Below are 24562 nucleotides of genomic sequence, written 5' to 3'. Positions count from 1 at the left end.
GGTTCTACTGCTCCTCAGGGGTGCTGACCGGGCCGCCGGTGGCGGCGAGGGTGGTGATCAGGTGGCGCCGCCAGACGGCGTCGTCGCGCTCGGGGAAGTCCTCGCGCCAGTGGCAGCCACGGGTCTCCGCGCGCTGCGCGGCGGCCGCGACCAGGGCGGTGGCGACCAGCAGCAGGTTGGCGGCCTCCCAGGTCTCCACCCGGGGGTCGGCCGGCTTCTCCTCGGCCGCGTTCGCGTAGGCCTGCTCGGCGATCAGGCCGAGCCCGGCCGCGGTGCCGGCCATCGAGGCGGCCGAGCGCAGCACGCCGGCGCCGCGCGACATCAGCCGCTGGATCTCGGCGCGGGCCTCGGAGGCGGGCAGCGGGACGGGGTGCGCGGCCCTGGCGGCCTCGACGTCCACGGTGCGCTCGGGCAGCTCGCCGGCCAGGTGCCGCTCGGCCAGGTCGGCGGCGATCCGCTCGGCGAAGACCAGGCCCTCCAGCAGCGAGTTGGAGGCCAGCCGGTTGGCGCCGTGCACCCCGGTGCAGGCGACCTCGCCGCAGGCGTACAGGCCGGGGACGCTGGTGCGGCCGTGCCGGTCGGTGCGCACCCCGCCGGAGGCGTAGTGCGCGGCCGGGGCGACCGGGATCGGCTCGGTGACCGGGTCGATGCCGTGGGTGCGGCAGGAGGCCAGGATGGTCGGGAAGCGGCGCTCCCACATCTCGGCGCCGAAGTGCCGCCCGTCCAGGTACATGTGCTCGGCGCTCTGCTCCCGCATGCGCCGGGTGATCGCCTTGGCGACGATGTCGCGCGGGGCCAGTTCGGCCAGCTCGTGCTGCCCGACCATGAACCGGACGCCGTCCGCGTCCACCAGGTGGGCGCCCTCGCCGCGCACGGCCTCGGAGACCAGCGGCTGCTGGCCCTCGGCCTCCGGGCCGAGCCAGAGCACGGTCGGGTGGAACTGGACGAACTCCAGGTCGGTGACGGCGGCGCCGGCCCGCAGCGCGAGCGCGACGCCGTCGCCGGTGGAGACCGCGGGGTTGGTGGTGGCCGAGAAGACCTGGCCCATGCCGCCGGTGGCGAGCACCACCGCGCGGGCCCGGACGGCGCCGACGCCGTCGCGCGCGCCCTCGCCCATCACGTGCAGGGTGAGCCCGGCGGCGTGGCCCTCGGAGTCGGTGAGCAGGTCGAGCACGAGCGCGTGCTCGATCAGCTCGATCTGCGGGTCGGTGCGGACGGCGGCGACCAGGGCGCGCGATATCTCGGCGCCGGTGGCGTCCCCGCCGGCGTGCGCGATCCGGTTCCGGTGGTGGCCGCCCTCGCGGGTCAGCAGCACCTCGCCGTCCGCGCCGCGGTCGAAGGCGGCGCCGGTGGCGATCAGCCGGCGGACGGCGTCCGGGCCCTCGGTGACCAGGGTCCGCACGGCGTCCTCGTCGCAGAGCCCGGCGCCGGCCACCAGGGTGTCGTCCAGGTGCTGCTCGGGGGTGTCCCCCTCGCCCAGGGCGGCCGCGATGCCGCCCTGGGCCCAGCGGGTGGAGCCGTCGTCCAGCATCGCCTTGGTGACCACCATGGCCCGCAGGCCGGCCTTGCGGACGTTGAGCGCGACGGTGAGGCCGGCGACCCCGGAGCCGACCACGACCACGTCGGTGGTGGCGGTCCAGCCGGGGGCCGGGGCGGTGAGGCGGTGCGTGGACATGGGTGGGGGGCTCCTTCAGCGCGAGGCGGCGTCGGCCGCGCCGTTGCCGTCACCGTACGCCTGGTCACCCCGGAGCAGTCCGGTGCCCTCCTGGGCCTGCGCCGGGTCCCCGCCCAGGCCGGTGATCCGGTTCCGCTCGTCCACGAAGACGACCTTCGGCTCGTAGCCCTTGGCCTCGGCCGTGTCCATCTGCCCGTAGGCGATGAGGATGACCAGGTCGCCGGGGTGGACCAGGCGGGCGGCGGCGCCGTTGATGCCGATCACGCCGGAGCCGCGCGGGCCGGCGATCGTGTACGTCTCCAGCCGGGCGCCGTTGTTGATGTCGACGATGTGGACCAGCTCGCCGGGGAGCAGGTCGGCGGCGTCGAGCAGGTCCTCGTCCACCGTGACGGATCCCACGTAGTGCAGGTCGGCCTGGGTCACGGTGGCCCGGTGGATCTTGGACTTGAGCATGGTGCGGAGCATTGCGGGTCACGCCTCCTGTGAGTGCATGCCTGAGGGGGACTGCTGCTGGTCGAGCGGGTGGTGCAGCAGGTGGTTCAGCGGGTGGTGCAGCGGGTGCTTCGGCGGGTGCTTCAGCGAACGATGATGCGGACGTTGTCGATCAGGCGGGTCGGGCCCACCTTCGCGGCGACGGCCAGCACCGCCTCGCCCTGGAAGTCGTCCGCCGCCTCCGAGAAGTCGTGCGGGTCGATCAGGGCGAGGTAGTCCAGGGTGACGCCCTCGGCGCCGTCCAGGACGGCCGCGGCCGCCTCGCGGACGGCCTTCGGGCCCTGCGCGGCGACGTCCCGGCCGGCGAACAGGGCCTTGGACAGGGCCAGGGCGCGGCCGCGCTCCTCCTCGGAGAGGTAGCGGTTGCGCGAGGACAGCGCCAGGCCGTCCTCCTCGCGGACGGTCGGCACGCCGACGACCTCGACGTCGAAGTCCAGGTCGGCGACCATCCGCCGGATGATCGCCAGCTGCTGGGCGTCCTTCTCGCCGAAGAAGGCGAAGTCCGGGTCGGTGATGTGCAGCAGCTTGGCGACCACGGTCAGCACGCCGTCGAAGTGGCCGGGCCGGGTGGCGCCCTCGAAGCGCTCGCCCATCGGGCCGGCCACCATCCGCACCTGCGGCTCGCCGTTCGGGTAGACCTCCTCGACGGAGGGCGCGAAGACGACGTCGGCGCCGTTCTCCTCGGCCAGCTTCACGTCCGCGTCCAGGGTGCGCGGGTAGCGCTCCAGGTCCTCGGACGGGCCGAACTGCAGCGGGTTGACGAAGACCGTCACCGCGACCCGGCCGTCCCGGCCGACCTGCTTGCGGGCGGCCCGGATCAGCGCGGCGTGGCCCTCGTGCAGCGCGCCCATGGTCATCACGACGGCGTTGTCCACCGGCTGCTCGTCCGGCCAGAACGCGGCCTCGAAGTCGTCCACGGTGCGGGTCACGATCGCCCGGTGGACCTTCGGTGCCCGCTGGGCCTTGTTCGGCTGCTTACCGCGTGCCATTTAGCGCGTCTCCTCGTTCAGTACGTCCAGCAGCGCCGCCGCCGACGTTTCGTCGATCGTTCCGTTGGCGAGCGCCCGCTGCGCGGTGGCGCGGGCCATCGCCCGGTAGGCCGCCGGGATGTCCGGGGACACCGTACTGAGCTGCGCCAGGTGGCGCCGTACGGTGCCCGCGTCGCCCCGGGCGACGGGGCCGGTGAGGGCCGCGTCGCCGGAGCGCAGGCTGTTGTCCAGGGCGGCGCCCAGCAGCGGGCCGAGCATCCGGCCGGGCTCGGCGACGCCGGCCGTGCGCAGCAGCTCCATCGCCTGCGCGACCAGGGTGACCAGGTGGTTCGAGCCGTGCGCGAGGGCGGTGTGGTAGAGCGGGCGGACCTCCTCGGGCACCCACTCGGGCTCGCCGCCCATCTCCACCACCAGCGCCTCGGCGACCGGCCGCAGCTCCTCGGGGGCCGTCACGCCGAACGGGCAGCCGGCCAGCCGGTCCAGGTCCACCGAGGTGCCGGTGAAGGTCATCGCCGGGTGCAGGGCCAGCGGCAGCGCCCCGGCCCGGGTGGCGGGCTCCAGGACGGCGACGCCGTGCGCGCCGGAGGTGTGCACCACGATCTGCCCGGGGCGGACGGCGCCGGTGGCGGCCAGTCCGGCCACCAGGTCGGCCAGCGCGTCGTCCGGGACGGTCAGCAGCACCAGGTCGGCGGCGGCCAGCACCTGCGGCGGGGTGACGATCCGCACGCCCGGCAGCAGCGCCTCGGCGCGGCGGCGGGAGGTGGCGGAGACCCCGGAGGCGGCGACCACGGTGTGCCCGGCGAGCTGGAGGGCGGCGCCCAGCGCGGGTCCGACCCGGCCGGTGCCGACCACGCCGACGGCGAGCCGGGCCGGGCGGTTGCCGGGATCGCCGGGATCACCGAAGGCCTGGTCGCCGAGACCGTCGGCGAGCGGGGCGAACTCGCCGAAGTCGGCGAAGTCGGACGGATTCACGTCCACCCTTGTCCTGCCTTGTCCTGAATGACCGTTCCAGTCCGCGCGACGGGTACCGGACGTACCGCCCCAGTCTACGGGGGAGCCCCCGAACGCCGGAGCGGGCCGGTCGGCGGCCCGGCCGGGAGAGGGCAGTCGGCGGCCCGGACCGGCCCGGCCCGGGAGCGGGTCGGCCGGTGGCCCCGGCCCGAGCGCGGGTCAGTCGGTGGCCCCGGCCCGGATCAGCCCGGCCTCGTACGCCAGCACCACGGCCTGGACCCGGTCGCGCAGGCCCAGCTTGGCCAGGATCCGGCCGACGTGGGTCTTCACGGTGGCCTCGGAGAGCACCAGCCGGGCCGCGATCTCGCCGTTCGACAGCCCCTGGGCGACCAGCAGGAACACCTCCCGCTCGCGCTCGGTCAGCGGGCCGAGGACGTCCGAGCCGGGGGCGCTCTGCGGGGTGGGCAGCACCTCGGCGAAGCGGTCGATCATCCGGCGGGTGGTGGTCGGGGCGACCACCGCGTCCCCGCCGTGCACCGCGCGGATCGCGGCCACCAGCTCGGTCGGCGGGACGTCCTTGAGCAGGAAGCCGCTGGCGCCGGCCTTGAGCGCGGCGAAGGCGTACTCGTCCAGGTCGAAGGTGGTGAGGATGAGCACGTGCGGGGCGTTCGGCAGCGGGCTGCCGTCCTCGGCCAGGCAGATCCGGCGGGTCGCCTGCACGCCGTCCAGCCGCGGCATCCGGACGTCCATCAGGATCACGTCCACCTCGGTGCGCCGGAGCAGCTCCAGGGCCTGCGCGCCGTCGCCCGCCTCGGCGGTGATCTCGATGTCGCCCTGCGACTGGAGGATCATCCGGAAGCCGGTGCGCAGCAGTTCCTGGTCGTCGACGAGCATCACGCGGATGGTCAAGGTGGGACTCCTTGGAGGGGGACGGCGGACGGGGCTGGGTGGACGGGGCCGGTGGAGGGGGCCGGTGGAGGGCGGACGGTGGAGGGCGGACGGGGCTAGTGGGCCGCCTTGAGCGGCAGGACGGCGCGGATCCGGAAGCCGCCGCCGGGCCGGGGCCCCACGTCGAGGCTGCCGCTGACCATGCCGACGCGTTCGCGCATGCCGATCAGGCCGTGGCCGAGGCCGTCGGTGCCGCCGGCGGCCAGCTGCTCGGCGGTGCTGCCGCGCCCGTCGTCCTCCACCAGGACGGCCAGCTCGCGCTCGCCGAAGTCGACGGCGACCCGGGCGTGCACGTCGGGGCCGCCGTGCTTGCGGACGTTGGTGAGCGCCTCCTGGACGATCCGGTAGACGGTCAGCTCGACGCCGCGCGGCAGCTCGCGCGGGTGCCCGGAGGTGGCGTAGTCCACGTCGAGCCCGGCCGTACGGACCTGCTCCAGCAGCTCCGGCAGCTCCTCGACGCCCGGCTGCGGCACGTACTCCTCGGCCTTGGTGTCGGCGGTGCGCAGCACGCCCAGCAGGCGGCGCATCTCGACCAGCGCCTGACGGCCGGTGGAGGCGATCGTGCCGAGCGCCTCCTTGGCCTGCTGCGGGGAGTTGTCCAGGACGTACGCGGCGCCGTCGGCCTGGACGATCATCACCGAGACGTTGTGCGCGACCACGTCGTGCAGCTCGCGGGCGATCCGGGCCCGCTCGGCGGCGACCGCCACCTTGGACTGGGCGTCCCGCTCGCGCTCCAGCCGGGCGGCGCGGTCCTCCAGCTCGGTCAGGTAGGCGCGGCGCACCCTGGTCAGCCGGCCCCAGGCCCAGCAGAGGATGAACGGCGTGCTCATCAGCAGCGTGATCAGCGCCGCCTCGCCGAGGGTGTACGGCCGGGTGTGGGCGTCGCCCGCCCGGTCGAAGACCGTCTTCACCGGCTTCATCTGCCAGAACACCAGCGGCCCGGCGGACAGGCCGGCCGCCAGGGCCAGCCGGGAGGTCCAGGTCTGGCCGAAGGCGGCGCCGGTGTAGGCGAAGACCAGGTAGGCGATCGAGGAGCCGCCCGGCGGGACGTCCGTGACCACCTGGCCGACGCCGAGGACGGTGGCGGCGGCCACCGTGACGTCGGGGTTGCGCCGCCGGAAGACCATCAGCAGCGGCAGCAGCACCGCGACCAGGATCGAGGCGCCGAAGCGCCAGCCCTCGTCGTAGTAGGAGTCGTTCGGCAGCAGGCCGAAGAGCAGCACGATCGACGCCCAGGCGGCGTCGACCACCATGGGGTGACGGCGGAGCCAGGCGTTGAGTCGATGCACGTGTCCAGCGTAGGCAGTCGCTCCGTGTGCCCAGGTCCGCCGGTAGGGCGATCCGTCCTACTCCGTAGGTCGGAGAAGCGGCTGATCCGATTGGGTGGGGCCGCACCCGGCCGGGTAGCGTCCCGCCCCATGACGTGGATGCGGTGGGCGCCCGCCATGGAACGGGCCCTGTACGAACCCGGCCGGGGCTTCTACCGCAGGCCGGAGGGCCCCGCCGGGCACTTCCGCACCTCCGTGCACGCCTCGCCGAGGTTCGCCCGTGCGGTGGCCCGGCTGCTGCTGGAGGTTGACGCGGCCCTCGGCCGTCCGGAGGAGCTGGCCCTGGTCGACATGGGGGCCGGGCGGGGCGAACTGCTCACCGGCGTCCTGGCCGAGCTGCCCGCGGAGGTGCTGGCGCGGCTGCGCCCGTACGGCGTGGAGATCGCCGGGCGCCCGGCCGGACTGCCGTCCACAGCCCTGTGGACGGACGAGCCGCCGCGCGGGGTGACCGGGCTGCTGTTCGCCAACGAGTGGCTGGACAACGTCCCGCTGGACGCCGGCGAGGTGGACTGGGACGGGGTGCTGCGCTACCTCGAGGTGGACACCGCGACCGGGGAGCAGCGCCTCGGCGAGCCGGTCTCGGCGGCCGACGCGGCCTGGGCGAAGCGCTGGTGGCCGGTCGCGGAACCCGGCGAGGTGGTGGAGTTCGGCGGCCCCCGGGACGCCGCCTGGGCGCGGGCCGTGGCCGGGCTGGAGCGCGGCCTGGCCGTCGCCGTGGACTACGGGCACACCGCCGGGCGGCGGCCGCCGTTCGGCACGTTCGCCGGCTTCCGGGACGGCCGGGAGGTGGCCCCGGTGCCGGACGGCTCCTGCGACGTCACCGCGCACGTCGCGCTGGACTCCGTCGCCGTGCCCGGTCTCCACAGCCTGTGGACGACCCAGCGGGACGCGCTGCGCGCGCTCGGCGTGAGCGGCGAGCGCCCGGCGCTCGCGCTGGCCGCGAGCGACCCGGTCGGCTACCTGCGGGCGCTGAGCGGGGCGGGGGAGGGGGCCGAGCTGACCGACCCGGGCGGGCTGGGCGGGTTCGGGTGGCTGCTGCAGGCCGTCCGGGTGCCACCGCTGGGGATCTTCGAACGGGCGCCTGGTGTGCAGGCCCCGCCGGGATGGCAGACTCTGACCCCATGAGGGAGACCACGGTCGGCATCGGGGCGGGAGCCGAGAACTTCACGGGCGCGGCGGGCACCACCGACATGGTGCTCAACATCGGCCCGCAGCACCCGGCCACGCACGGCGTGCTGCGGCTGAAGCTGGTGCTCGACGGCGAGCGCATCGTGAGCGCCGAGCCGGTGATCGGCTACATGCACCGGGGCGCCGAGAAGCTGTTCGAGGCCCGTGACTACCGGCAGATCATCATGCTGGCCAACCGGCACGACTGGCTCTCCGCCTTCTCCAACGAGCTCGGCGTCGTCATGGCCGTCGAGCGGATGCTCGGCATGGAGGTCCCGGAGCGGGCGGTGTGGGTCCGCACCCTGCTCGCCGAGCTCAACCGGGTGCTCAACCACCTGATGTTCCTCGGCTCGTACCCGCTGGAGCTGGGCGGGATCACCCCGGTCTTCCACGCCTTCAACGGCCGCGAGGACCTCCAGCACGTGCTGGAGGAGGCCTCCGGCGGCCGGATGCACTACATGTTCAACCGGGTCGGCGGCCTCAAGGAGGACCTGCCGGCCGGCTGGCTCGGCAGGGTCCGCACCGCCGTCGCCACCGTGCGCTCGCAGCTGCCGGTCTTCGAGGACCTCGTCCTCGGCAACGAGATCTTCCGCGCCCGCACCGCCGGCGTCGGCGTCCTCACCCGGGCGCAGGCCGAGGCGTACGGGGTCAGCGGCCCGATCGCCCGGGCCAGCGGCCTCGACCTCGACCTGCGCCGCGACGAGCCGTACCTGGCGTACGGCTCCGAGGAGCTGCGGCAGGTGCTCACCGTGGTCACCCGCGAGGAGGGCGACTGCCTGGCCCGCTTCGAGTGCCTGCTGGAGCAGACCCTCAACTCGCTGGACCTCGCGGACGCCTGCCTCGACAAGCTCGCCGCCCTGCCGCCCGGCCCGGTCAACCAGCGGCTGCCCAAGGTGCTCAAGGCGCCCGAGGGCAGCACGTACGCGTGGACCGAGAACCCGCTCGGGATCAACGGGTACTACCTGGTCTCGCGCGGCGACAAGACGCCGTGGCGGCTCAAGCTGCGCTCGGCGTCCTTCAACAACATCCAGGCGCTGAGCGAGCTGCTGCCGGGGACGCTGGTCGCGGACATGGTGGCGATCCTGGGGTCGATGTTCTTCGTGGTCGGGGACATCGACAAGTAGGGCCGGCCGGGGGCGGCGGGGCGGGCGGTCAGGCCTTGTCGGCCTTCTTGTCCCCCTTCTTGTCCTGCTTGGCCGGGTTGGCCTGCTTGGCCGGGTCCTTGGCCGGGTTGTTCTTGGCCGGGTTCTTGACCGGGTTCTTGACCGGGTCGGCGGGGTGCGGGGCCACCTTGCGGTCGCCCTTGGTGGCGATCCGCTCCTCGCACAGCCGGGCCAGCACCGCGTACCCCTCGCGGCCCATCAGCTCGGTGAGCTCGGGGCGGTAGCTGACGTACACCGGCTCCGCGCCCTGGTGGGCCGCCGGGGCGCCGGTGCACCACCAGTGCAGGTCGTGGCCGCCGGGGCCCCAGCCGCGGCGGTCGTACTCGCCGATCGAGACCTGGAGGTAGCGGGTGTCGTCGGGGCGGTCGATCCAGTCGTAGGTGCGGCGGACCGGCAGCTGCCAGCAGACGTCCGGCTTGGTCTCCAGCGGCTCGCGGCCCTCCTTGAGCGCGAGCGCGTGCAGGGCGCAGCCGGCGCCGCCCGCGAAGTCCGGGCTGTTCACGAAGATGCAGGCGCCGTTGACCCGGCGGGTCTGGCGGTCGCCGTCCTCGTCCAGCATGGTGATGCCGCCGTCGGCGACGATCCGGCCCTTGGCGTCGGTGCCCTCGGCGAAGTTCTCCCACAGCTCCGGGGTCAGCCGGGCCGCGTGCGACCGGACGCGCTTCTCGTCGTCCTCGTCCGAGTAGTGGGCGCCCAGCGTGCAGCAGCCGTCCGACTCGCCGCGGCCCACGCGGATGCCGTGGCAGCCCTGGCCGAAGACGCAGGACCAGCGGGAGGTCAGCCAGGTGAGGTCGCAGCGGAAGACCTGCTCCTCGTCGGCGGGGTCGGCGAACTCGACCCAGGCGCGGGGGAAGTCGAGCGGGACCTCGTCGCGCGGGATCTCGCGGCGCAGGGTCGGCATCGCGAGGTCGACGGGGGCGGGGGAGGCCTCGGGCTTCGCCTTGGCCTTCTTCTTGGACGTTTCTGCTGGTGCCACCCGGCAAGGGTAGAGCTTCCGGGGGCGGGGGCGCGGTGGCGGGACCGGTGGTCGCGGCGTGTGGTGGTGGGGCCGCGTGGGGTGAGGGCGGGTCTGCGCGGGGTGAGGGCGGCGCGGCGTGAGGGCGGGGCCGCGCGGGGCGGGAACGGGGCGGCGCGGCGTGAAGGCGGGGCTGCGCGGGGTGAAAGCGGGGTGAAGAGGTCCGTCGGGCCCTGCGGTCGGGCGCGGCGGCGTGCCTAGGATGGCGGCCGGTCCGCTACGGGCCCGCGACGGGGAGGTACGGGGATGGCAGGCGGCAACACCGGGGCGTCCGGCCGCGCGGGCGGGGAGTTCGTCCTCAAGCCGTGGGAACTGCGCGGCGAGGGGCGGGAGTTCGAGAAGCTCGGCGGCGAGCTGGCGAAGGCCGTCACCGCCCTGGAGCAGGGCCTCGCCGCGCTCGGCGCTCCCTGGGGCGCGGACCAGCCGGGCAGCGGCTTCGCCGCCGTGTACGGGCAGGCGCGCGGTGAACTCGTCGACGGGCTACGGGGGTTGGCCGGCCGGGTGACCGGGGTCGGGGCCGGGCTGCACACGATGGCCGGGCGGACGGCGGACGCGGACAGCTCGGCGGCGAGCGGGTTCGGGGCGACGGCGGTGCCGGGCGCGGCGGGGTCGGCGGGGGCCCCGGGGGTCTCGCCGGTGACGTCCGCGGTGTACTCGACGGCGCCGGGGGCAACCCCGGGGGCGGTTCCCGCCGTCCCCGAGGACAGGCCGGTCTGACGGACCCGGCTCGATGGCTCGCTAGGGTTCGATGGCTCGCTAGGGGGAGAAGCGCGTGTCCCGGAAACTGCCCGAGGAACTGGTCCCGGTCCTGGCCCGGACCGGCCGGCCGTGGCCGCAGGCCGACGAGGAGGGCCTGCGCAAGGCCGCCGGAGTCTGGCGCGAGTTCGGCAAGGAGGCCGACCGGCTCACCCGCCGCTGCGGCGAGTCCGTCCGGCGGGTCACCGCCGACAACTCGGGCCACGCGGTCGAGGCCTTCGGCGCGTACTGGCAGAACTTCAGCGGCGGCGGCAAGGGCCACCTGGACGACGCGCACAGCGCGGTCGGGCTGGTCGCCGGGGCCTTCGACACGGCCGCGCGGGCCGTGGACACCTGCAAGGCCGAGATCATCGCGACCCTGCGGCAGCTCGCCGCCGACCTCCAGCAGGCCGAGCGGCAGGCGGCCGAGGCCAAGGAGGCGGCCGGCCGGATCGCGGCGGCGGCCGACGGCGATCCGGCGCGGAGCGGGGTGGTCGGCGGGCTGCGGAAGGCCGTCGGCGGCGTCGCGGCCGCGGTGGGCAACACGGCCACCGAACAGGTCGCGGCGGGTGTGGCGGCCGTCGCGGTCGAGGCCGCCGGGCTGAAGATCGGCGGACTGCTCGCCGAACTCGGCCGCGCGATGAAGGACGCCCTGTCCGGCGTGCTCAAGGAGCCGGCCGCCGTCGCCCTGCTGAAGCTCGGCACCGCGCAGGGAACGGGGGTCACCGCCGCCTCGTACCGCAGCGGCGCGTTCGACCCGCTCGCCGCCGGGTTGCCCGCCGCCCTCGGCGAACCGGGCGTGCTCGGGGCGGACGGCTCCGGGCTGGCCCTGCTCACGGGGAAGGACGGCAAGCAGCTGGTCGGCGTGCCGGGGCTGACGGTCAAGGTGGACGAGCACGGCAAACCCGTCCTCGGGCCGGACGGGCAGCCGGTCATCCTCCGCGCCGACGGCACGCCGGTGGCCGACGCCACCGGGCTGCTGGTCGTGCCCGGGCCGGACGGCAAGCCGGTGGTCGGGGTCGCGGACCTGGCCGTGCGGCTGGACGCGCACGGGCAGCCGGTGCTCACGGACGAGGAGGGCAAGGCGGTCCGGGGGGTGCCGCTCGCCGGGCTGACGCCGGGGGCGGCCGGGCCGGGTGGGGAGAAGCCCGGTGCCGACGTACCGGGTGGTGCGGGTGCGGGTGTGGCGCCCGGCGGTTTGGCGGAGCCGAAGGTGCCGGGCGTGGTGACGGTGGCCTCGGTCGCGGTGGCGGATCCGGGGGTGGTCGTCGGCGGGCCGGAGGCGGGGGTCGCGTCGGGTGCGTCGGGTGCGTCGGCGGGTGCGGGTGGGGCCGGGTACGTGAGCGGGGGTTCGCCGGGGCAGCACCGGGCGACGGGTGGTGGTGCTGTCGTCGGCGCCGGAGGTGGTGGCTGGGCGCCGTCGGCGTCGCCGTCCGTCGCCGCGCCGTCGGTTGCCGCGTCGGGTCGGCCGGGCGGCGGGTCGGCGGGTTGGTCGGACGGGGACTACCCGCTCCAGGCGCCTGCGGCCTCCTCGCACGGCGGTGGCGGTGGCGGCGGTGGCGGTGGCGGTGGGCCGGTCACCGTACGGACGGACTCGGTGAGCGCACCCGCCGCGCCGCCCGTCACCGCGCCGCCCGTCACCTCGCCTTCCGCCGGCGGCCCCGCGCACGTGACGGCGCCGGACGCCCCGCCGACGGTCCGACCGGTCGGCGTGCCCGGGCAGTTCGGGACTCCGGTGTACGGCGGCGGGTACCAGCCGGCCGGCCCGGTGAGCACCGTCGGGCCCGGACCGCTGGCCGGCCCCGGCGCCGGGCCCGTGAACGTGGCAGCACCGTACGGCAGCGGCGTGGGGCCGGGTGCGGGTGCGGCCGGTAGCCCCGGTGGCTCCGGCGCTCCCGGTGGTCCTGGCGCGCCTGGCGGTCCCGGAGGTGCGGGTGGCGTGGTGGGCGCGCCGGTGGCCAAGTCCCCGGTCGGCGCGGCGCAGCCCCCGGTCGTCGGACCGCCACCGGTCCACGCCGCGCCGCCGCCTCCCGCCGCGCCCCCGATCGTCGGGACCACCCCGGTGATCGGTCGGCCCGAAGCACACCCGGTGGACGCCCGACGGCGGGAGAGCGCGGCGGGCCTCGCGGACCCGGCCCTCGCCTGGGGCGCGGTCCCGGTCGCGACCGCCCACGCGATGGCGCTCCAACTCGCCCTGCGCGCACGGCGCGGAGCACAGCCGGAGGACCTGGCGGTCCGACCGCGCAGCATCGCCGACAGCCGTCCGTACGGCCTGCCGGGCGGGCTCGCGCCGGTCGACCCGGAGCACCAGGCCGAAGTCGAACGCCGCGCGCCCCGGGACGAGGACGGCCTGCCCGTCCGCCACCCCGATCCGGCGGCCGGCGGCTGGGCGGAGGCCGTCAACGACGGTGGCCACCGCGAACCGGGCCGGGCCAACAACAGCCTGGAGATCGCCCTCTCGGCGGTCGAGTGCTACACCGGCCGCCCGACCTGCGCGGCCCCGCGCATCCCCACCGAGGGCGACGCCGGCGAACGCGGCGGCCGCGACCGCGCCGAACGCGAACTCGGCGCCCTCTTCCGGGACCTGGGCGACGGCGGCCCGGCCTTCGACCGCCTCGCCGACGACCTCCGCCGCGCCGGACACGGCTCCCAGGCGCTGCTCCTCACCCTCGACGCCTACGGCCGCCCGCACGCCTGGAACGCCGTCAACCACCAGGACACCGTCACCTACCTCGACCACCAACTCGCACGCCAGGCCCCCACCCCCCTCCACCCCGCCACCCACGGCCTCTGGGCCATCGCCCTCACCCCCGAAGGCCGCCCCCTCCCCCTCACCCCCGCCGCCTGACCCCCACCCGCCACATCCCCCGGCTCCCGCACCAGAAGTCGGCCCGCCCGACTTCCTGTGCAGCCCGGCGCCTGGTTCTCGGTATCAGAGCGGAGCCCGCATCAAAGCCGGGGTGGCGCTCGCACCAGAAGTCGGCCCGTCCGACTTCCTGTGCGTGCCGCCGCGGCCGGTTTCGGCCCGGGCCGGGCCGAAATATGTAGACCGCCCGTCATATTCGCTGCCCGCTCGGGCGCGGTGCGTGCGCCAGAAGTCAGCCTGTCCGACTTCCTGTGCGGGCTGGGGTGGCTGGCGCGGGGTTGGGGCAGGCTTATGTAGACCGGTCTTCATAATTTTCTGGGGGTCCGCGCGAGAAGTCGGCGGGGTCGACTTTCTGTGCAGCCTGGCGTGCTGGTTCGCGGTGGGCTCGCGCTAGAAGTCGGCCCGTCCGACTTCTAGTGCGCACCGCTGCGGCCGGGTTCGGGCTGGGTCGGCCAAAATATGTAGACCGCCCGTCATATTCGCTGCCCGCTCGGGCGCGATGCGTGCACCAGAAGTCGGCCTGTCCGACTTCCTGTGCGGGTTGGGGTGGCTGGCGCGGGGGTTGGGGCAGATTTATGTAGACCGGTCGTCATAATTCGCCCCAGGTTTTGCGTGAGAAGTCGGTGGGGTCGACTTCCTGTGTGGCCTGGTGTGCTGGTTTGCGGTGCGCGCGCCAGAAGTCGGCCGGTTCGACTTCCTGTGCGGGGTGGGGCGGCCGGGTTTCGCGTTGTTGGGCGGGAGTATGTGGACCGGTCGTCATATTCCGTCCTGCGCCCTCTGCGTCAGAAGTCGGCCCCGCCGACTTCTAACGCGAGGGGCGCGGGTGTTGGGGGCGTAGGGTCGCGGGGAGTGGACGGGACGGGGGTGGCCGGGTGATTTCGCGGGCGCAGGCAGTGGAGGCGGGGCACCGGTGGATCAACGGGGATCTGCCGCAGGGCTCCGGTGCGGTGCGGCGGGTGTGCACCCACGAGTTCGAGCTCGGCTGGGTGGTGTGGGCCGAGCCCGCCCGGGTGGTGGTGGACCCGCGGACGGGAGAGCGGCGGGCGCCCGAGGAGGTGGGGGCGGCCTGCGCCGTGGTGGACCGGGAGAGCGGACGGTTCACGGTGTGGCCCTCGGTGCCGGTGGACGAAGTGGTCGGGCTGTACCGGGACTTCGTCGGCGCCGGCGGTTACGACCCGACCCTCCCGCCGGCGACCGGCCGGGGTGCCCGGGCCGAGCTGACCTACCGGGACGCCACCGGCGAGGAGCGCTCGCTGGCCCTGCGCTCCGCCGCGGGCCTGCCGCACCCGGCGCTGCGCGGCTGGTGGTGGCTGCGCGAGCAGGGCATCGCCGCCGAGGACGTGCTGGCCGTCCGGACCGACCTGCGGCCGAGCGCCCTGCCCGGCGGCTACTGGTCGTACGCGCTGGCCGCCGAACTGCCCACCGCCCGGATCGACTTCGAGCTCCCGTACGGCCCGCGCTTCGACCACCGGGCCGCCGCCGTACGGGCGCTGCCCGCGCCGCCGGACGGTCCGGCCCGCAACCGGGTGCCCTTCCCCCGTACGGCGCACAGCGCCCCCGACGAGCCCGACGCCGCGCTCGCCGCCCGGCTCGCGGAGCGGTTCGGCCCGGCGGGCGTCCAGCGCTTCGAGCCGGCCGACGTCGCCCGCGCCGAACTGCCCGGGGACACGGCCGCCCTGCTGCTGACCGTGGGCGTCCCGCTGGCCGTGCCGGGGTTCTTCGCACTGCACCACCCGGCCGCGGAGGCGATCGTCGACGGCACCCGCCAGGGCGCCGCCCTGCCCCCGCTCGCCGCGCACCTGGCCGAGCTCGGCCGCGGCACCCGGGTGGCCGAGCGCGAGCGCCTGGCGCTCGCCGGGCAGCTGCTCCTGGGCACGGACGGCTGGTCGCTGCTGGCCCTCGACCCGGTGGCCGGCGCCGTCCGCGCCGTCGACCCGGACTACGCGACCGCCCGCCACTGCAATGCGAGCCTGCGCGGCTTCGTCCGCTGCCTGGAGGTGTTCGCCGGCTGGTGGCCCGCCCTGCGCGGGCTCGACCCGGTGGCCGCGGGCGCGGCGGTGGACGCCCTGCAGCGCGCGCTGGCGGAGGCGGACGGCACGGTCTTCGCCGACCCGGAGAACTGGTGGGCCGTCATCGTGGAGCAGCTCTGGGACGGTCTGCTCTGACGGCCGGTCGACCAGCCGGTCCCCCCGGCACGGCCACCGCCCACCCCGGCACGGCCACCGCCCACCCCGGCGCGGCCACCGCCCACCCCGGCGCGGCCACCGCCCGCCTCGGCGCGGCCACCGCCCGCCCCGGCACGGTCACCGACCGCCCCCGGGCGGCCACTACCCCGGCGACACCCCCTCTCACCAGGGCCCGAATCGCGTAGCGTGGAGAGTTATGCGACTCGGTGTGCTCGACGTAGGTTCCAACACGGTCCACTTCCTCGTGGTGGACGCCCATCCGGGCGCTGCCCCGCTGCCCGCGTACTCGCACAAGGCCGAGCTGCGCCTGGCCGAGCTGCTGGACGCGGACGGTGCGATAAGCGAGGCCGGCATCGAGCGGCTGGTCGGCCACATCGCCTCCTCGCTGCGGGTCGCCGAGGACAAGGGCGTCGTCGACATCCTCCCGTTCGCCACCTCCGCCGTGCGCGAGGCCGCCAACGGCGAGGAGGTGCTGCGCAGGGTGACCGCTGAGACCGGCGTCGAGCTGCGCGTGCTCTCCGGCCAGGACGAGGCCCGGCTCACCTTCCTGGCCGTCCGCCGCTGGTTCGGCTGGTCCTCGGGCCGGCTGCTCAACCTCGACATCGGCGGCGGTTCGCTGGAGATCGCCTGCGGCCTGGACGAGCAGCCGGACGTCGCCTGCTCGCTGCCGCTGGGCGCCGGCCGGCTGACCGCCCGCTGGCTGCCGGGGGACGTCCCCGACCCGGACGGGCTGCGCGAGCTGCGACGGCACATCCGGGCGGAGCTCGCCGCCGTGGTCGGCGAGATCAACCGGCTCGGCCCGCCCCGGCACGCGGTCGCCACCTCCAAGACCTTCAAGCAGCTGGCCCGGATGACCGGCGCCGCCCCGGCCGACGCCGGCCCGTACGCCGACCGGCGGCTCACCCGCAGCGGGCTGGCCGCCTGGCTGCCCCGGCTGTCCGGCATGACCGTCGCCGAGCGCGCCCGGATCCCCGGCGTCTCCGAGGGCCGGGCCAAGCAGCTGCTGGCCGGTGCGCTGGTCGCCGACGCTGCGATGGACCTGTTCGGCCTGGAGGAGCTGGACGTCTGCCCGTGGGCGCTGCGCGAGGGGATCATCCTGCGCCGCCTGGACGCCATGGACAGCCCCGCCGACCGCCGCCGCCCGGCGCTCACCCCGTAAACCGGGCGCGCCGGGACGCCGGGCGCGCCGGGACGCCGGACGCGCCAGGACGCCCGGACGCCGGGACGCCCGGACGACCGACCGTCCCCGCGACAACGTGCCGATGGTCACTGCGCCGGTCATCCCACCCCGTTCACGGCGTGCTCCGCTTACGCTGTCTCCCGTGGTGCAACCAGCGGGCGAGGACGGAACGCAGGAGGGCCGCACTCCCGGGAGCGGGCAGTCGCGGCCGGACGGCCCGCGCCGCCGGCTCAGCAAGGCGGTCACGGGCGCCACCGCCGCCCAGGCCGCCAAGCAGGCCGCGAAGGCCGTCAAGGCCGCCCAGCGCACCGCGAAGACAGCCGCAGCGAAGACGGCCGCCGCGAAGACGGCAACGGCGAAGACGACCGAAGCCAAGGCGACCGCAACGAAGCCGGCGAAGTCGGCCAAGGCAACGAAGTCGGCCAAGCCGGCCAAGACGGGGCAGCCCACAACAACGTCGAAGCCCCCCGCCCCCAAGGAGACCCGCACCGCCCGCGCCGCCGGCGCCGCCAAGGCCGCCGTCCAGTCCGTCCGCTCGGTCAAGGCCGCCAAGCGCGACGCCGCCCGCCCGCCGCTGCTGCGCACCACCGACCGGCTGGTGCTGCCCCGGCACCCGGCCCTGCACATCCCCGACACCAAGGTGGTGCTGTCCACCGCCTCGGTGTACCCCGCGAGCACCGCCGTCGCCTTCGAGCTGGCCGCCAAGCTCGGCTACGACGGGGTCGAGGTGATGGTCTGGAACGACCCGGTCAGCCAGGACATCGACGCCCTGCGCCGCCTCTCCGACGCCCACCAGCTGCCCATCCTGGCCGTGCACGCGCCCTGCCTGCTGATCACCCAGCGGGTGTGGAGCACCGACCCGTGGACCAAGCTGGTCCGGGCCCGGGCGGCCGCCGAGAAGCTCGGCGCGAGCGCCGTGGTCGTCCACCCGCCGTTCCGCTGGCAGCGCCAGTACGCCCGCGAGTTCGTCGAGGGCATCGACCGGATGGCGGGCGAGACCGACGTCCGCTTCGCCGTCGAGAACATGTACCCGTGGCGCTACCGCGACCGCGAGATGCTCGCGTACGCCCCCGGCTGGGACGTCACCGAGGAGGAGTACCGGCACTTCACCATCGACCTCTCGCACGCCGCCACCTCCCGGATCGACACCTTCGCCATGGTCGAGCGGATGGGCGACCGGCTCGCCCACGTCCACCTGGCCGACGGCAGCGGCTCCGGCAAGGACGAGCACCTGATCCCCGGCCGCGGCAAGCAGCCCTGCGCCGAGCTGCTGGAGCACCTCGCCCGCACCGGCTTCGACGGCCACGTGGTGCTGGAGGTCAACACCCGCCGCTCGGCCTCCCCCGCCGAACGCGAGGCCGATCTGGCCGAGGCCCTCGCCTTCACCCGCTTGCACCTGGCCACCCCCTCGCGCGTACGCTGAGCCGTCCGGCCGGATCGGGCGCGAACCGCCCTGCCGAGGGGGAGAAGTGACGAAGGGTCAGAAGTTCAGCGAACTGCGCGACTTCCGCGAACTGGCCGGGAGCTTCGGCGCGGTGGCCGCCGCGTACGACCGCGGCCGCCCCGGCTACCCGGAGGAGCTGTTCGACGAGCTGGAGCGGCTCTGGGGCCGGACGCTCAAGGGGGCCACGGCCCTGGACGTCGGCGCCGGCACCGGCATCGCCACCCGCCTGCTGGCCGCCCGCGGCGCGGACGTCGTCGCCGTCGAGCCCTCCGCCGGGATGGCCGCGCAGTTCCGGGCCGTCTCGCCGCGGCTCCCGCTGGTCCGCGGCGGCGGCGACGAGCTGCCCTTCCACGACGGCTCCGTCGACCTGATCACGTACGCCCAGGCCTTCCACTGGACGCACCCCGAGCAGTCCGTCCCCGAGGCGATCCGGGTGCTGCGGGCCGGCGGCGCCCTCGCCACCTGGTGGAACATCTTCGACGAGGCCGTGCCCTGGGTGCGCGCCCGGGACGAGCGGCTGTCCGCCACGCTGTCCGGCCGCTACCACGGCTACCGCCGGGTCGACGAGCTGATCGCGCCCCTCGCCGCCGCCGGCCTGGAGGTCTCCCGCGCCGAGCTGCGCTGGCAGCGGCAGGTGCCCGTCGAGCAGGTGGTCGACAACCTCACCTCGCGCTCCTTCTTCGCCTCGCTGCCCCCGGAGCGGCGCGAACCGCTGCTCGCCACCGAGCGCGCGGCGCTGCTGGCGGAGTTCCCGGACGGACAGGTGGTCGAGCCGTACGTCCTCGACCTCACCGTGGCCGTCAAGCGGAGCTGACCCCGGGGTACAGGCAGCGCCCGCCGCCTGCCCGCATCGCGGACGGGCCGTCCGCCGGCCGGACGGCGGGCGTAGGCTCGGTACCCACAGCGGCCCCCGAACCCTCCCAGCGGCGGGGGCCGGCGAGAGCCCCGAAGGAGTGGAGCACAGTGCCCGAGCTGAGGTCCCGTACGGTCACCCACGGTCGCAACATGGCAGGCGCCCGGGCGCTTCTCCGGGCCGCCGGCGTAGCCCGCGAGGACTTCGGCAAGCCGATCATCGCGGTCGCCAACTCCTTCACCGAGTTCGTCCCCGGCCACACCCACCTCCAGCCGGTCGGCCGGATCGTCTCCGAGGCGATCAAGCGGGCGGGCGGCATCCCGCGCGAGTTCAACACCATCGCCGTGGACGACGGCATCGCGATGGGCCACGGCGGCATGCTCTACTCGCTGCCCTCGCGCGACCTGATCGCCGACTCGGTCGAGTACATGGTCAACGCCCACTGCGCCGACGCCCTGATCTGCATCTCCAACTGCGACAAGATCACCCCGGGCATGCTGATGGCCGCGCTGCGCCTGAACATCCCGACCGTCTTCGTCTCCGGCGGCCCGATGGAGGCCGGCAAGGCCACCCTGGTCGACGGCACCGTGCGCAAGCTCGACCTGGTCGACGCGATCTCCCAGGCGGTCAACGAGAACGTCTCCGACGAGGACATCGCGATCATCGAGGAGAACGCCTGTCCCACCTGCGGCTCGTGCTCCGGCATGTTCACCGCCAACTCGATGAACTGCCTGACCGAGGCGATCGGCCTCTCGCTGCCCGGCAACGGCTCGGTGCTCGCCACCCACACCGCCCGCAAGGCCCTGTACGAGCGGGCCGGGCAGACGGTCGTGGAGATCGCGAACCGCTACTACGGCGGCGACGACGCCTCCGTGCTGCCCCGCGCGATCGCCACCCGCGCCGCCTTCGAGAACGCCATGGCCCTGGACATCGCCATGGGCGGCTCGACCAACACCATCCTGCACCTGCTCGCCGCCGCCCAGGAGGCCGAGCTGGACTTCGACATGCGGGCCATCGACGCCGTCTCCCGCAGGGTGCCGTGCCTGTCCAAGGTCGCGCCGAACGGCTCGTACTACATGGAGGACGTGCACCGGGCCGGCGGCATCCCGGCCATCCTCGGCGAGCTGTACCGGGGCGGGCTGCTCAACCAGGACGTCCACACCGTGCACGCCGACTCGCTCGCCGAGTGGCTCAAGACCTGGGACGTGCGCGGCGGTTCGCCCTCCGCCGAGGCCGTCGAGCTGTGGCACGCCGCCCCCGGCTGCAAGCGCTCCGCCGAGGCCTTCTCGCAGTCCGAGCGCTGGGAGTCGCTGGACACCGACGCCGCCAAGGGCTGCATCCGCGGCGTCGAGCACGCCTACTCCGTCGAGGGCGGCCTGGCCGTGCTGTACGGCAACCTCGCCGAGGACGGCTGCATCGTGAAGACGGCCGGCGTGGACGAGTCGATCTGGACCTTCAGCGGCCCGGCCGTCGTGGTCGAGTCCCAGGAGGACGCGGTCGAGGCGATCCTCGCCAAGCGGGTCAAGGAGGGCGACGTCGTCGTCATCCGCTACGAGGGCCCCAAGGGCGGCCCGGGCATGCAGGAGATGCTCTACCCGACCTCCTTCCTCAAGGGCCGGGGCCTGGGCAAGGCCTGCGCGCTGGTCACCGACGGACGCTTCTCCGGCGGCACCTCGGGCCTGTCGATCGGCCACGCCTCCCCGGAGGCGGCCTCCGGCGGCACCATCGCGCTGGTCGAGGACGGCGACACCATCGCCATCGACATCCCCGGCCGCCGGATCTCCCTGGAGGTCCCGGACGAGGTCCTGGCCGAGCGCCGCCGCGCGCTGGAGGCCGCCGGCGGCTACCGGCCGAAGAACCGCGACCGCCAGGTCAGCCAGGCCCTGCGCGCCTACGCCGCGATGGCCACCTCCGCCGACAAGGGCGCCGTCCGCGACGTGTCCAAGCTCGGCTGAGCCCGTACGAACCAGGAGCCGGGCCCGTACGGAACCAGTCGCCGAGCCCGTACGAACCAGGAGGAGCCGTCCCGGCCGCGGGACGGCTCCTCCGGCGCAGGTGGCGGTCGGGTGATAATCGACGGCGTGAGCGAGCAGCCCCCCACCCCCGCCCCCACTCCCGCCGGAGCCCCCGAGCCGGAGCCCCTCCGCTGGTTCGGCACCAGCTGGCTGAACCGGGACAACGGCTACTGGCTGCGCCGGGTCGCGGTGTCGGTGGGCTCCCTGCTCGCGGCCGCCGCCGCGGTGCTGCTGCTGCGCTTCGGCGTCGAGGGCATCGCCCTCTCCGACAACGGCACCTTCCTCAACGGGCTGCTGACCGCCGCCATCGCGGTCTGCTCGATGATGGCCGTGCGGCGCACCTGGAAGGTGCTCACCGAGGGCAAGGACCAGCTGACCGGCTGGATGGCCGAGGACAGGTCGCTCGGCGCGGTCTGGCTGATCGGCGGGGCCGGCTCGCTGCTGGCCTACTTCGCCCGCAGCCTGGTCGAGGCGCCCGGCGAGGCGGTCCACCGGGCCGCCTACGAGCGGGCCGTCGCCCAGTACGAGAAGCGCCGGGCCGGCCGCAGCGGCCGACCCGGCGGGAAGCGCGGGCGCTGACGGCGGTCAGCTCCGGCTGGCGGTGCCGCACTCCTCGTTGTCCGGCGCGAGGTCCCTGCTCCGGTCGTACGGGTCGCGGGTCGGGCCGGTCGGCGTCGGGCCGTGGCTGCTGAACTGCTGGAACTGCGGGTGCAGGAAGCCGTCGTGGACGTTGCAGTCGCTGTTGCCCGCATCCCACCGGCGCTTGTCGAACACCAGCTTCTTCGCGTCGACCTTGTGGTTCTTCGGGTCGTAGAAGCGGATGTCGTCGACCTTGCGGACGATGGTGCGGGCCGTCCAGGTGCTGCCGGTGTTGTCGGAGGCCGGCGCGACCAGGCCGGTCGGCGCGACCAGGCCGGCCGGAGCGGCGGTGGCGCCCGGCGCGGTGTCCGGCGTGCGGCGGCGGGACGAGGCCAGCTTCTCCGCGTCCGGGCCCGGCTGCAGCGGGTAGACGAAGGTGAAGTCGGTGTGCACCAGCACGCCCCCGGCGCCGTCCCCCTCGAAGCTGATCCGGCCCTGCACCTTCACGGTGCCGCCGACCAGGGCCGCCTCGCGCGGATCGAACCGGGTGAACCAGTCGGTCGGGTCGGTGTCCTTGGCGGGGTGGTCGAGGGCGGCGACGGCGGTGGCCCGGTCCTCGCGGTCGAGCATGGCCAGGGCGGACTCCGGCCGGGCTCCCGCGATCACCTGGGGATCGAGGTTGGCGGCCGTCAGGTAGGTCCTGACCGACTGGAGCTGGGCGGCGACCTCGTCCGCGGAGAAGACGCCGACGGCCTTGGCCTCGGGCAGGACGAACGCCTCCGCGCCGTTCGGCCAGCCCTCGGCGGGGGACCCCTTCCAGGGGTGGTCGACGGTCGGCTGGTCGTCGGGGGTGGCCGGCGGTGCGGCGGTCGGCCTGGCGGTCTCCGGGGCGACGGTCGGCGCCGGGGCGGTGGCCGGGGTGCTCGTCGCACCGTCGTCGGAGTACCACCGGCGCAGCCCGTCGATGTTCAGCGCGGCGAGCCCCACCGCGGTGGCCAGCGCCACGAACAGCGGTGCGGACCAGGTGCGGCGGCGCGGGCGCGGGTTGCCCCACGCGTCGACCGCCGGGCCCGCGGGCCTGCGGCCGAAGCGGCGCTTCGGCTTCGCCGGGCCGTCGTTGACCGAGCGGCGGCCGCCCGGGTCGTGCGGCGGGGTGTGCTTCCACCGGGCGGACAGCATGCGGGTGCGCCCCGCCGGTTCCTTGACGGTGGCGTTGCGGACGAACTCCTCGTCCAGGACGAGGTCGGCGAACGGGTCCCTCGCGCCCGTCCCGGACGGGTCGGACCCGCCCGGCTCGTCGCCCCGGGAGGGGCGCGGTTCCGGATCTTCGGCTATCGGCATCGCGCCAGTATGCCGACGGGGTGTGACGATCCGCCGATCGGGGGCACACCTTCCGGTGGACGCGGGTGCGCGGCGCGCGGGGCCGGTGCCTTTCGTCCGGGAACGCGCCGGTGCGGGCGCCCGCTCAGTCCTTGCCGCGGGCCTGCTTGACCGAGCCGACCACCCCGGCGATCGCCAGCAGCAGGCCGGCCGGCAGCAGCGAGAGGAAGAAGGCGCCGAACAGCCCCTCGTCGCCGAGGAACAGCTGGGCCAGGGTGTTCAGCGCCAGCAGCCCGCCGGCCGCCGGGAGGGCCGACTGCCAGGGGTGTTCGTTCGCCCACCGGCCCAGCCGCCGGTCGGTGGTGTCGCGCCGCAGCCGGCCGCCGACGGTGCCGACCAGGAAGAAGAAGAACAGGCCCCAGCCGGCCGGTGAGGCCAGCATGCTCAGCGACCAGTCCCCGGAGACCGCCTCGATCCCCAGGGCCGTCGCCCCCACCACCGCACCGACCCCCGCGGCGGTCCGCCACGGGCCCACGGTCGCCGAGGCGACGGCGAGTTGCCGGTTCTCACGTCGGGACATTTCGTCGTGTGCCATGGCTCCACGGTGCGCCCGCCGGAGCCCGGAGGCCATAGGGGAAACCCCGGACTTTTCTCCCTAGGGGCAAAGGCCTTCAGGGGCGTCGGGCCGTCCGCTCCGTGGCCGTGGCGACCACGGAGCGGACGGTCCCCGCGCCGGCCGCCGCCCGGTGCGAGGATGGCCGCAGTACCGAGGCAAGGAGCGGACCATGGGCAGCAGCGCAGCACACGGACAGAAGATCGCCTTCCTGGGCACCGGCAAGATCGGCGAGGCCCTGCTCTCCGGTCTGCTGCGGGCCGGCAAGGACCCGGCCGACGTCCTGGTGACCGCCCGCCGCCCCGAGCGCGCGGCCGAACTCGCCGACCGCTACGGCGTGGTGGCCGTCTCCAACACCGAGGCCGCCAAGCTCGCCGACACCCTGATCCTCGCGGTCAAGCCGCAGGACATGGGCACCCTGCTGGAGGAGCTGGCCCCGCACGTCGGCGCCGACCGGCTGGTGATCTCGGCCGCGGCCGGCATCCCCACCGCCTGGTTCGAGGAACGGCTGGCGGCCGGCACCCCGGTGGTCCGGGTGATGCCCAACACCCCGGTCCTGGTGGACGAGGGGATGAGCGTCATCTCGGCCGGCTCGCACGCGGGCGAGGAGCACCTGGCGCGCGCGGAGGAGATCTTCAGCTCGGTCGGCAAGGCGCTGCGGCTGCCCGAGGCCCAGCAGGACGCGGCCACCGCGCTGTCCGGCTCCGGCCCGGCCTACTTCTACTTCCTGGTCGAGGCGATGACCGACGCCGGCATCCTGCTCGGCCTGCCCCGGCAGGTGGCGCACGACCTGATCGTGCAGTCCGCGATCGGCGCCTCGGTGATGCTGCGCGACTCCGGCGAGCACCCGGTGAAGCTGCGCGAGGCGGTGACCTCCCCGGCCGGCACCACCATCGCCGCGATCCGCGAGCTGGAGAACCACGGGGTGCGGGCCGCGCTGCTCGGCGCCCTGGAGGCGGCCCGGGACCGCTCCCGGGAGCTGGCCTCCGGCGGGAAATGACCCCTGCGCGACCCCTCCCGCAATCGCGGCGCACCCCCTACGC

At 75.1% G+C, this 24562-nt stretch carries 20 protein-coding genes; 11 read left to right on the top strand and 9 right to left on the bottom strand.

Translation table 11 applies throughout. The annotated features are described in order from the left end of the window. Nucleotides 1-4: 4 nt before the first annotated feature. From ABZW03_RS00605 to ABZW03_RS00580, 6 genes are all read right to left on the bottom strand, one after another. The gene (locus tag ABZW03_RS00605) at nucleotides 5-1675 is read right to left on the bottom strand and encodes an L-aspartate oxidase (protein ID WP_355249958.1); all 1671 of its coding nucleotides are present in this window, start codon (nucleotides 1673-1675) and stop codon (nucleotides 5-7) included. Between the two features lie 15 nt (nucleotides 1676-1690). Next, nucleotides 1691-2140: an aspartate 1-decarboxylase gene (panD, locus tag ABZW03_RS00600; protein WP_355249956.1), complete on the bottom strand. Its 450-nt coding sequence runs from the start codon at nucleotides 2138-2140 to the stop codon at nucleotides 1691-1693. Between the two features lie 110 nt (nucleotides 2141-2250). Continuing rightward, complete coding sequence (panC, locus tag ABZW03_RS00595; protein WP_355249954.1) at nucleotides 2251-3156, bottom strand: pantoate--beta-alanine ligase; 906 nt, start codon at nucleotides 3154-3156, stop codon at nucleotides 2251-2253. Next, a complete protein-coding gene (locus ABZW03_RS00590) occupies nucleotides 3157-4128 on the bottom strand; it encodes a DUF2520 domain-containing protein (protein ID WP_355249952.1) in 972 nt (323 codons plus the stop codon). 198 nt (nucleotides 4129-4326) lie between these two features. Further along, on the bottom strand, nucleotides 4327-5016 hold the full coding sequence (locus tag ABZW03_RS00585) for a response regulator transcription factor (RefSeq protein WP_355249950.1): 690 nt from the start codon (nucleotides 5014-5016) through the stop codon (nucleotides 4327-4329). A 95-nt stretch (nucleotides 5017-5111) separates the two neighbouring features. Continuing rightward, nucleotides 5112-6344: a sensor histidine kinase gene (locus ABZW03_RS00580; protein WP_355249948.1), complete on the bottom strand. Its 1233-nt coding sequence runs from the start codon at nucleotides 6342-6344 to the stop codon at nucleotides 5112-5114. A 129-nt stretch (nucleotides 6345-6473) separates the two neighbouring features. Between ABZW03_RS00580 and ABZW03_RS00575 the strand changes: the two genes are divergently transcribed. Both ABZW03_RS00575 and ABZW03_RS00570 read left to right on the top strand, forming a co-directional pair. Beyond that, nucleotides 6474-7508, top strand: a complete 1035-nt coding sequence (locus ABZW03_RS00575) for an SAM-dependent methyltransferase (RefSeq protein WP_355249946.1) — start codon at nucleotides 6474-6476, stop codon at nucleotides 7506-7508. Continuing rightward, entirely contained in the window at nucleotides 7505-8674 is a 1170-nt protein-coding gene (locus tag ABZW03_RS00570) for an NADH-quinone oxidoreductase subunit D (protein WP_355249944.1), read from the top strand. Before ABZW03_RS00575 ends, ABZW03_RS00570 begins: the two co-directional genes overlap by 4 nt. Before the next feature lie 28 nt (nucleotides 8675-8702). On the opposite strand, the gene ABZW03_RS00565 is transcribed toward ABZW03_RS00570, so the two are convergent. After that, nucleotides 8703-9614, bottom strand: a complete 912-nt coding sequence (locus ABZW03_RS00565; protein ID WP_355250002.1) for a hypothetical protein — start codon at nucleotides 9612-9614, stop codon at nucleotides 8703-8705. 360 nt (nucleotides 9615-9974) lie between these two features. On the opposite strand from ABZW03_RS00565, the gene ABZW03_RS00560 reads away from it, so the two are divergent. The 8 genes from ABZW03_RS00560 (at nucleotide 9975) to ABZW03_RS00525 (ending at nucleotide 21586) form a co-directional block, all read left to right on the top strand. After that, the gene (locus tag ABZW03_RS00560; RefSeq protein ID WP_355249942.1) at nucleotides 9975-10445 is read left to right on the top strand and encodes a hypothetical protein; all 471 of its coding nucleotides are present in this window, start codon (nucleotides 9975-9977) and stop codon (nucleotides 10443-10445) included. 55 nt (nucleotides 10446-10500) lie between these two features. Then, the gene (locus ABZW03_RS00555) at nucleotides 10501-13311 is read left to right on the top strand and encodes a toxin glutamine deamidase domain-containing protein (protein WP_355249940.1); all 2811 of its coding nucleotides are present in this window, start codon (nucleotides 10501-10503) and stop codon (nucleotides 13309-13311) included. Between the two features lie 974 nt (nucleotides 13312-14285). Then, nucleotides 14286-15494: an SUKH-4 family immunity protein gene (locus ABZW03_RS00550; RefSeq protein ID WP_355249938.1), complete on the top strand. Its 1209-nt coding sequence runs from the start codon at nucleotides 14286-14288 to the stop codon at nucleotides 15492-15494. Nucleotides 15495-15711: 217 nt separating this feature from the next. Beyond that, entirely contained in the window at nucleotides 15712-16674 is a 963-nt protein-coding gene (locus tag ABZW03_RS00545) for a Ppx/GppA phosphatase family protein (RefSeq protein WP_355249936.1), read from the top strand. Nucleotides 16675-17314: 640 nt separating this feature from the next. After that, nucleotides 17315-18118 carry a sugar phosphate isomerase/epimerase gene (locus tag ABZW03_RS00540; protein ID WP_355250000.1) on the top strand — a complete coding sequence of 268 codons (804 nt, stop codon included), beginning with the start codon at nucleotides 17315-17317 and terminating at the stop codon, nucleotides 18116-18118. Between the two features lie 46 nt (nucleotides 18119-18164). Continuing rightward, nucleotides 18165-18953 carry a methyltransferase domain-containing protein gene (locus ABZW03_RS00535; RefSeq protein WP_355249934.1) on the top strand — a complete coding sequence of 263 codons (789 nt, stop codon included), beginning with the start codon at nucleotides 18165-18167 and terminating at the stop codon, nucleotides 18951-18953. 149 nt (nucleotides 18954-19102) lie between these two features. Further along, a complete protein-coding gene (gene ilvD / locus ABZW03_RS00530) occupies nucleotides 19103-20947 on the top strand; it encodes a dihydroxy-acid dehydratase (RefSeq protein WP_355249932.1) in 1845 nt (614 codons plus the stop codon). 126 nt (nucleotides 20948-21073) lie between these two features. Continuing rightward, nucleotides 21074-21586, top strand: a complete 513-nt coding sequence (locus ABZW03_RS00525) for a hypothetical protein (protein ID WP_355249930.1) — start codon at nucleotides 21074-21076, stop codon at nucleotides 21584-21586. Nucleotides 21587-21592: 6 nt separating this feature from the next. Here ABZW03_RS00525 and ABZW03_RS00520 read toward each other — a convergent pair whose 3' ends face one another. Then, nucleotides 21593-22927: a hypothetical protein gene (locus tag ABZW03_RS00520; RefSeq protein ID WP_355249928.1), complete on the bottom strand. Its 1335-nt coding sequence runs from the start codon at nucleotides 22925-22927 to the stop codon at nucleotides 21593-21595. Nucleotides 22928-23051: 124 nt separating this feature from the next. Then, entirely contained in the window at nucleotides 23052-23501 is a 450-nt protein-coding gene (locus tag ABZW03_RS00515; protein WP_355249926.1) for a hypothetical protein, read from the bottom strand. A 190-nt stretch (nucleotides 23502-23691) separates the two neighbouring features. Between ABZW03_RS00515 and proC the strand changes: the two genes are divergently transcribed. After that, on the top strand, nucleotides 23692-24519 hold the full coding sequence (gene proC / locus ABZW03_RS00510) for a pyrroline-5-carboxylate reductase (protein WP_355249924.1): 828 nt from the start codon (nucleotides 23692-23694) through the stop codon (nucleotides 24517-24519). Nucleotides 24520-24562 lie beyond the last annotated feature (43 nt).

Source organism: Kitasatospora sp. NPDC004799 (genome assembly GCF_040609095.1).
GTDB lineage: Bacteria > Actinomycetota > Actinomycetes > Streptomycetales > Streptomycetaceae > Kitasatospora.
This window is presented reverse-complemented; position numbering and strand designations above follow the sequence as displayed.

Excerpts from the sequence above, each read along its gene's own strand:
- ABZW03_RS00605 (WP_355249958.1), bottom strand. The coding sequence starts at position 1,675 with ATGTCCACGCACCGCCTCACCGCCCCGGCCCCCGGCTGGACCGCCACC.
- panD (WP_355249956.1), bottom strand. The coding sequence starts at position 2,140 with ATGCTCCGCACCATGCTCAAGTCCAAGATCCACCGGGCCACCGTGACC.
- panC (WP_355249954.1), bottom strand. The coding sequence starts at position 3,156 with ATGGCACGCGGTAAGCAGCCGAACAAGGCCCAGCGGGCACCGAAGGTC.
- ABZW03_RS00575 (WP_355249946.1), top strand. The coding sequence starts at position 6,474 with ATGACGTGGATGCGGTGGGCGCCCGCCATGGAACGGGCCCTGTACGAA.
- ABZW03_RS00570 (WP_355249944.1), top strand. The coding sequence starts at position 7,505 with ATGAGGGAGACCACGGTCGGCATCGGGGCGGGAGCCGAGAACTTCACG.
- ABZW03_RS00565 (WP_355250002.1), bottom strand. The coding sequence starts at position 9,614 with ATGCCGACCCTGCGCCGCGAGATCCCGCGCGACGAGGTCCCGCTCGAC.
- ABZW03_RS00560 (WP_355249942.1), top strand. The coding sequence starts at position 9,975 with ATGGCAGGCGGCAACACCGGGGCGTCCGGCCGCGCGGGCGGGGAGTTC.
- ABZW03_RS00545 (WP_355249936.1), top strand. The coding sequence starts at position 15,712 with ATGCGACTCGGTGTGCTCGACGTAGGTTCCAACACGGTCCACTTCCTC.
- ABZW03_RS00520 (WP_355249928.1), bottom strand. The coding sequence starts at position 22,927 with ATGCCGATAGCCGAAGATCCGGAACCGCGCCCCTCCCGGGGCGACGAG.
- ABZW03_RS00515 (WP_355249926.1), bottom strand. The coding sequence starts at position 23,501 with ATGGCACACGACGAAATGTCCCGACGTGAGAACCGGCAACTCGCCGTC.
- proC (WP_355249924.1), top strand. The coding sequence starts at position 23,692 with ATGGGCAGCAGCGCAGCACACGGACAGAAGATCGCCTTCCTGGGCACC.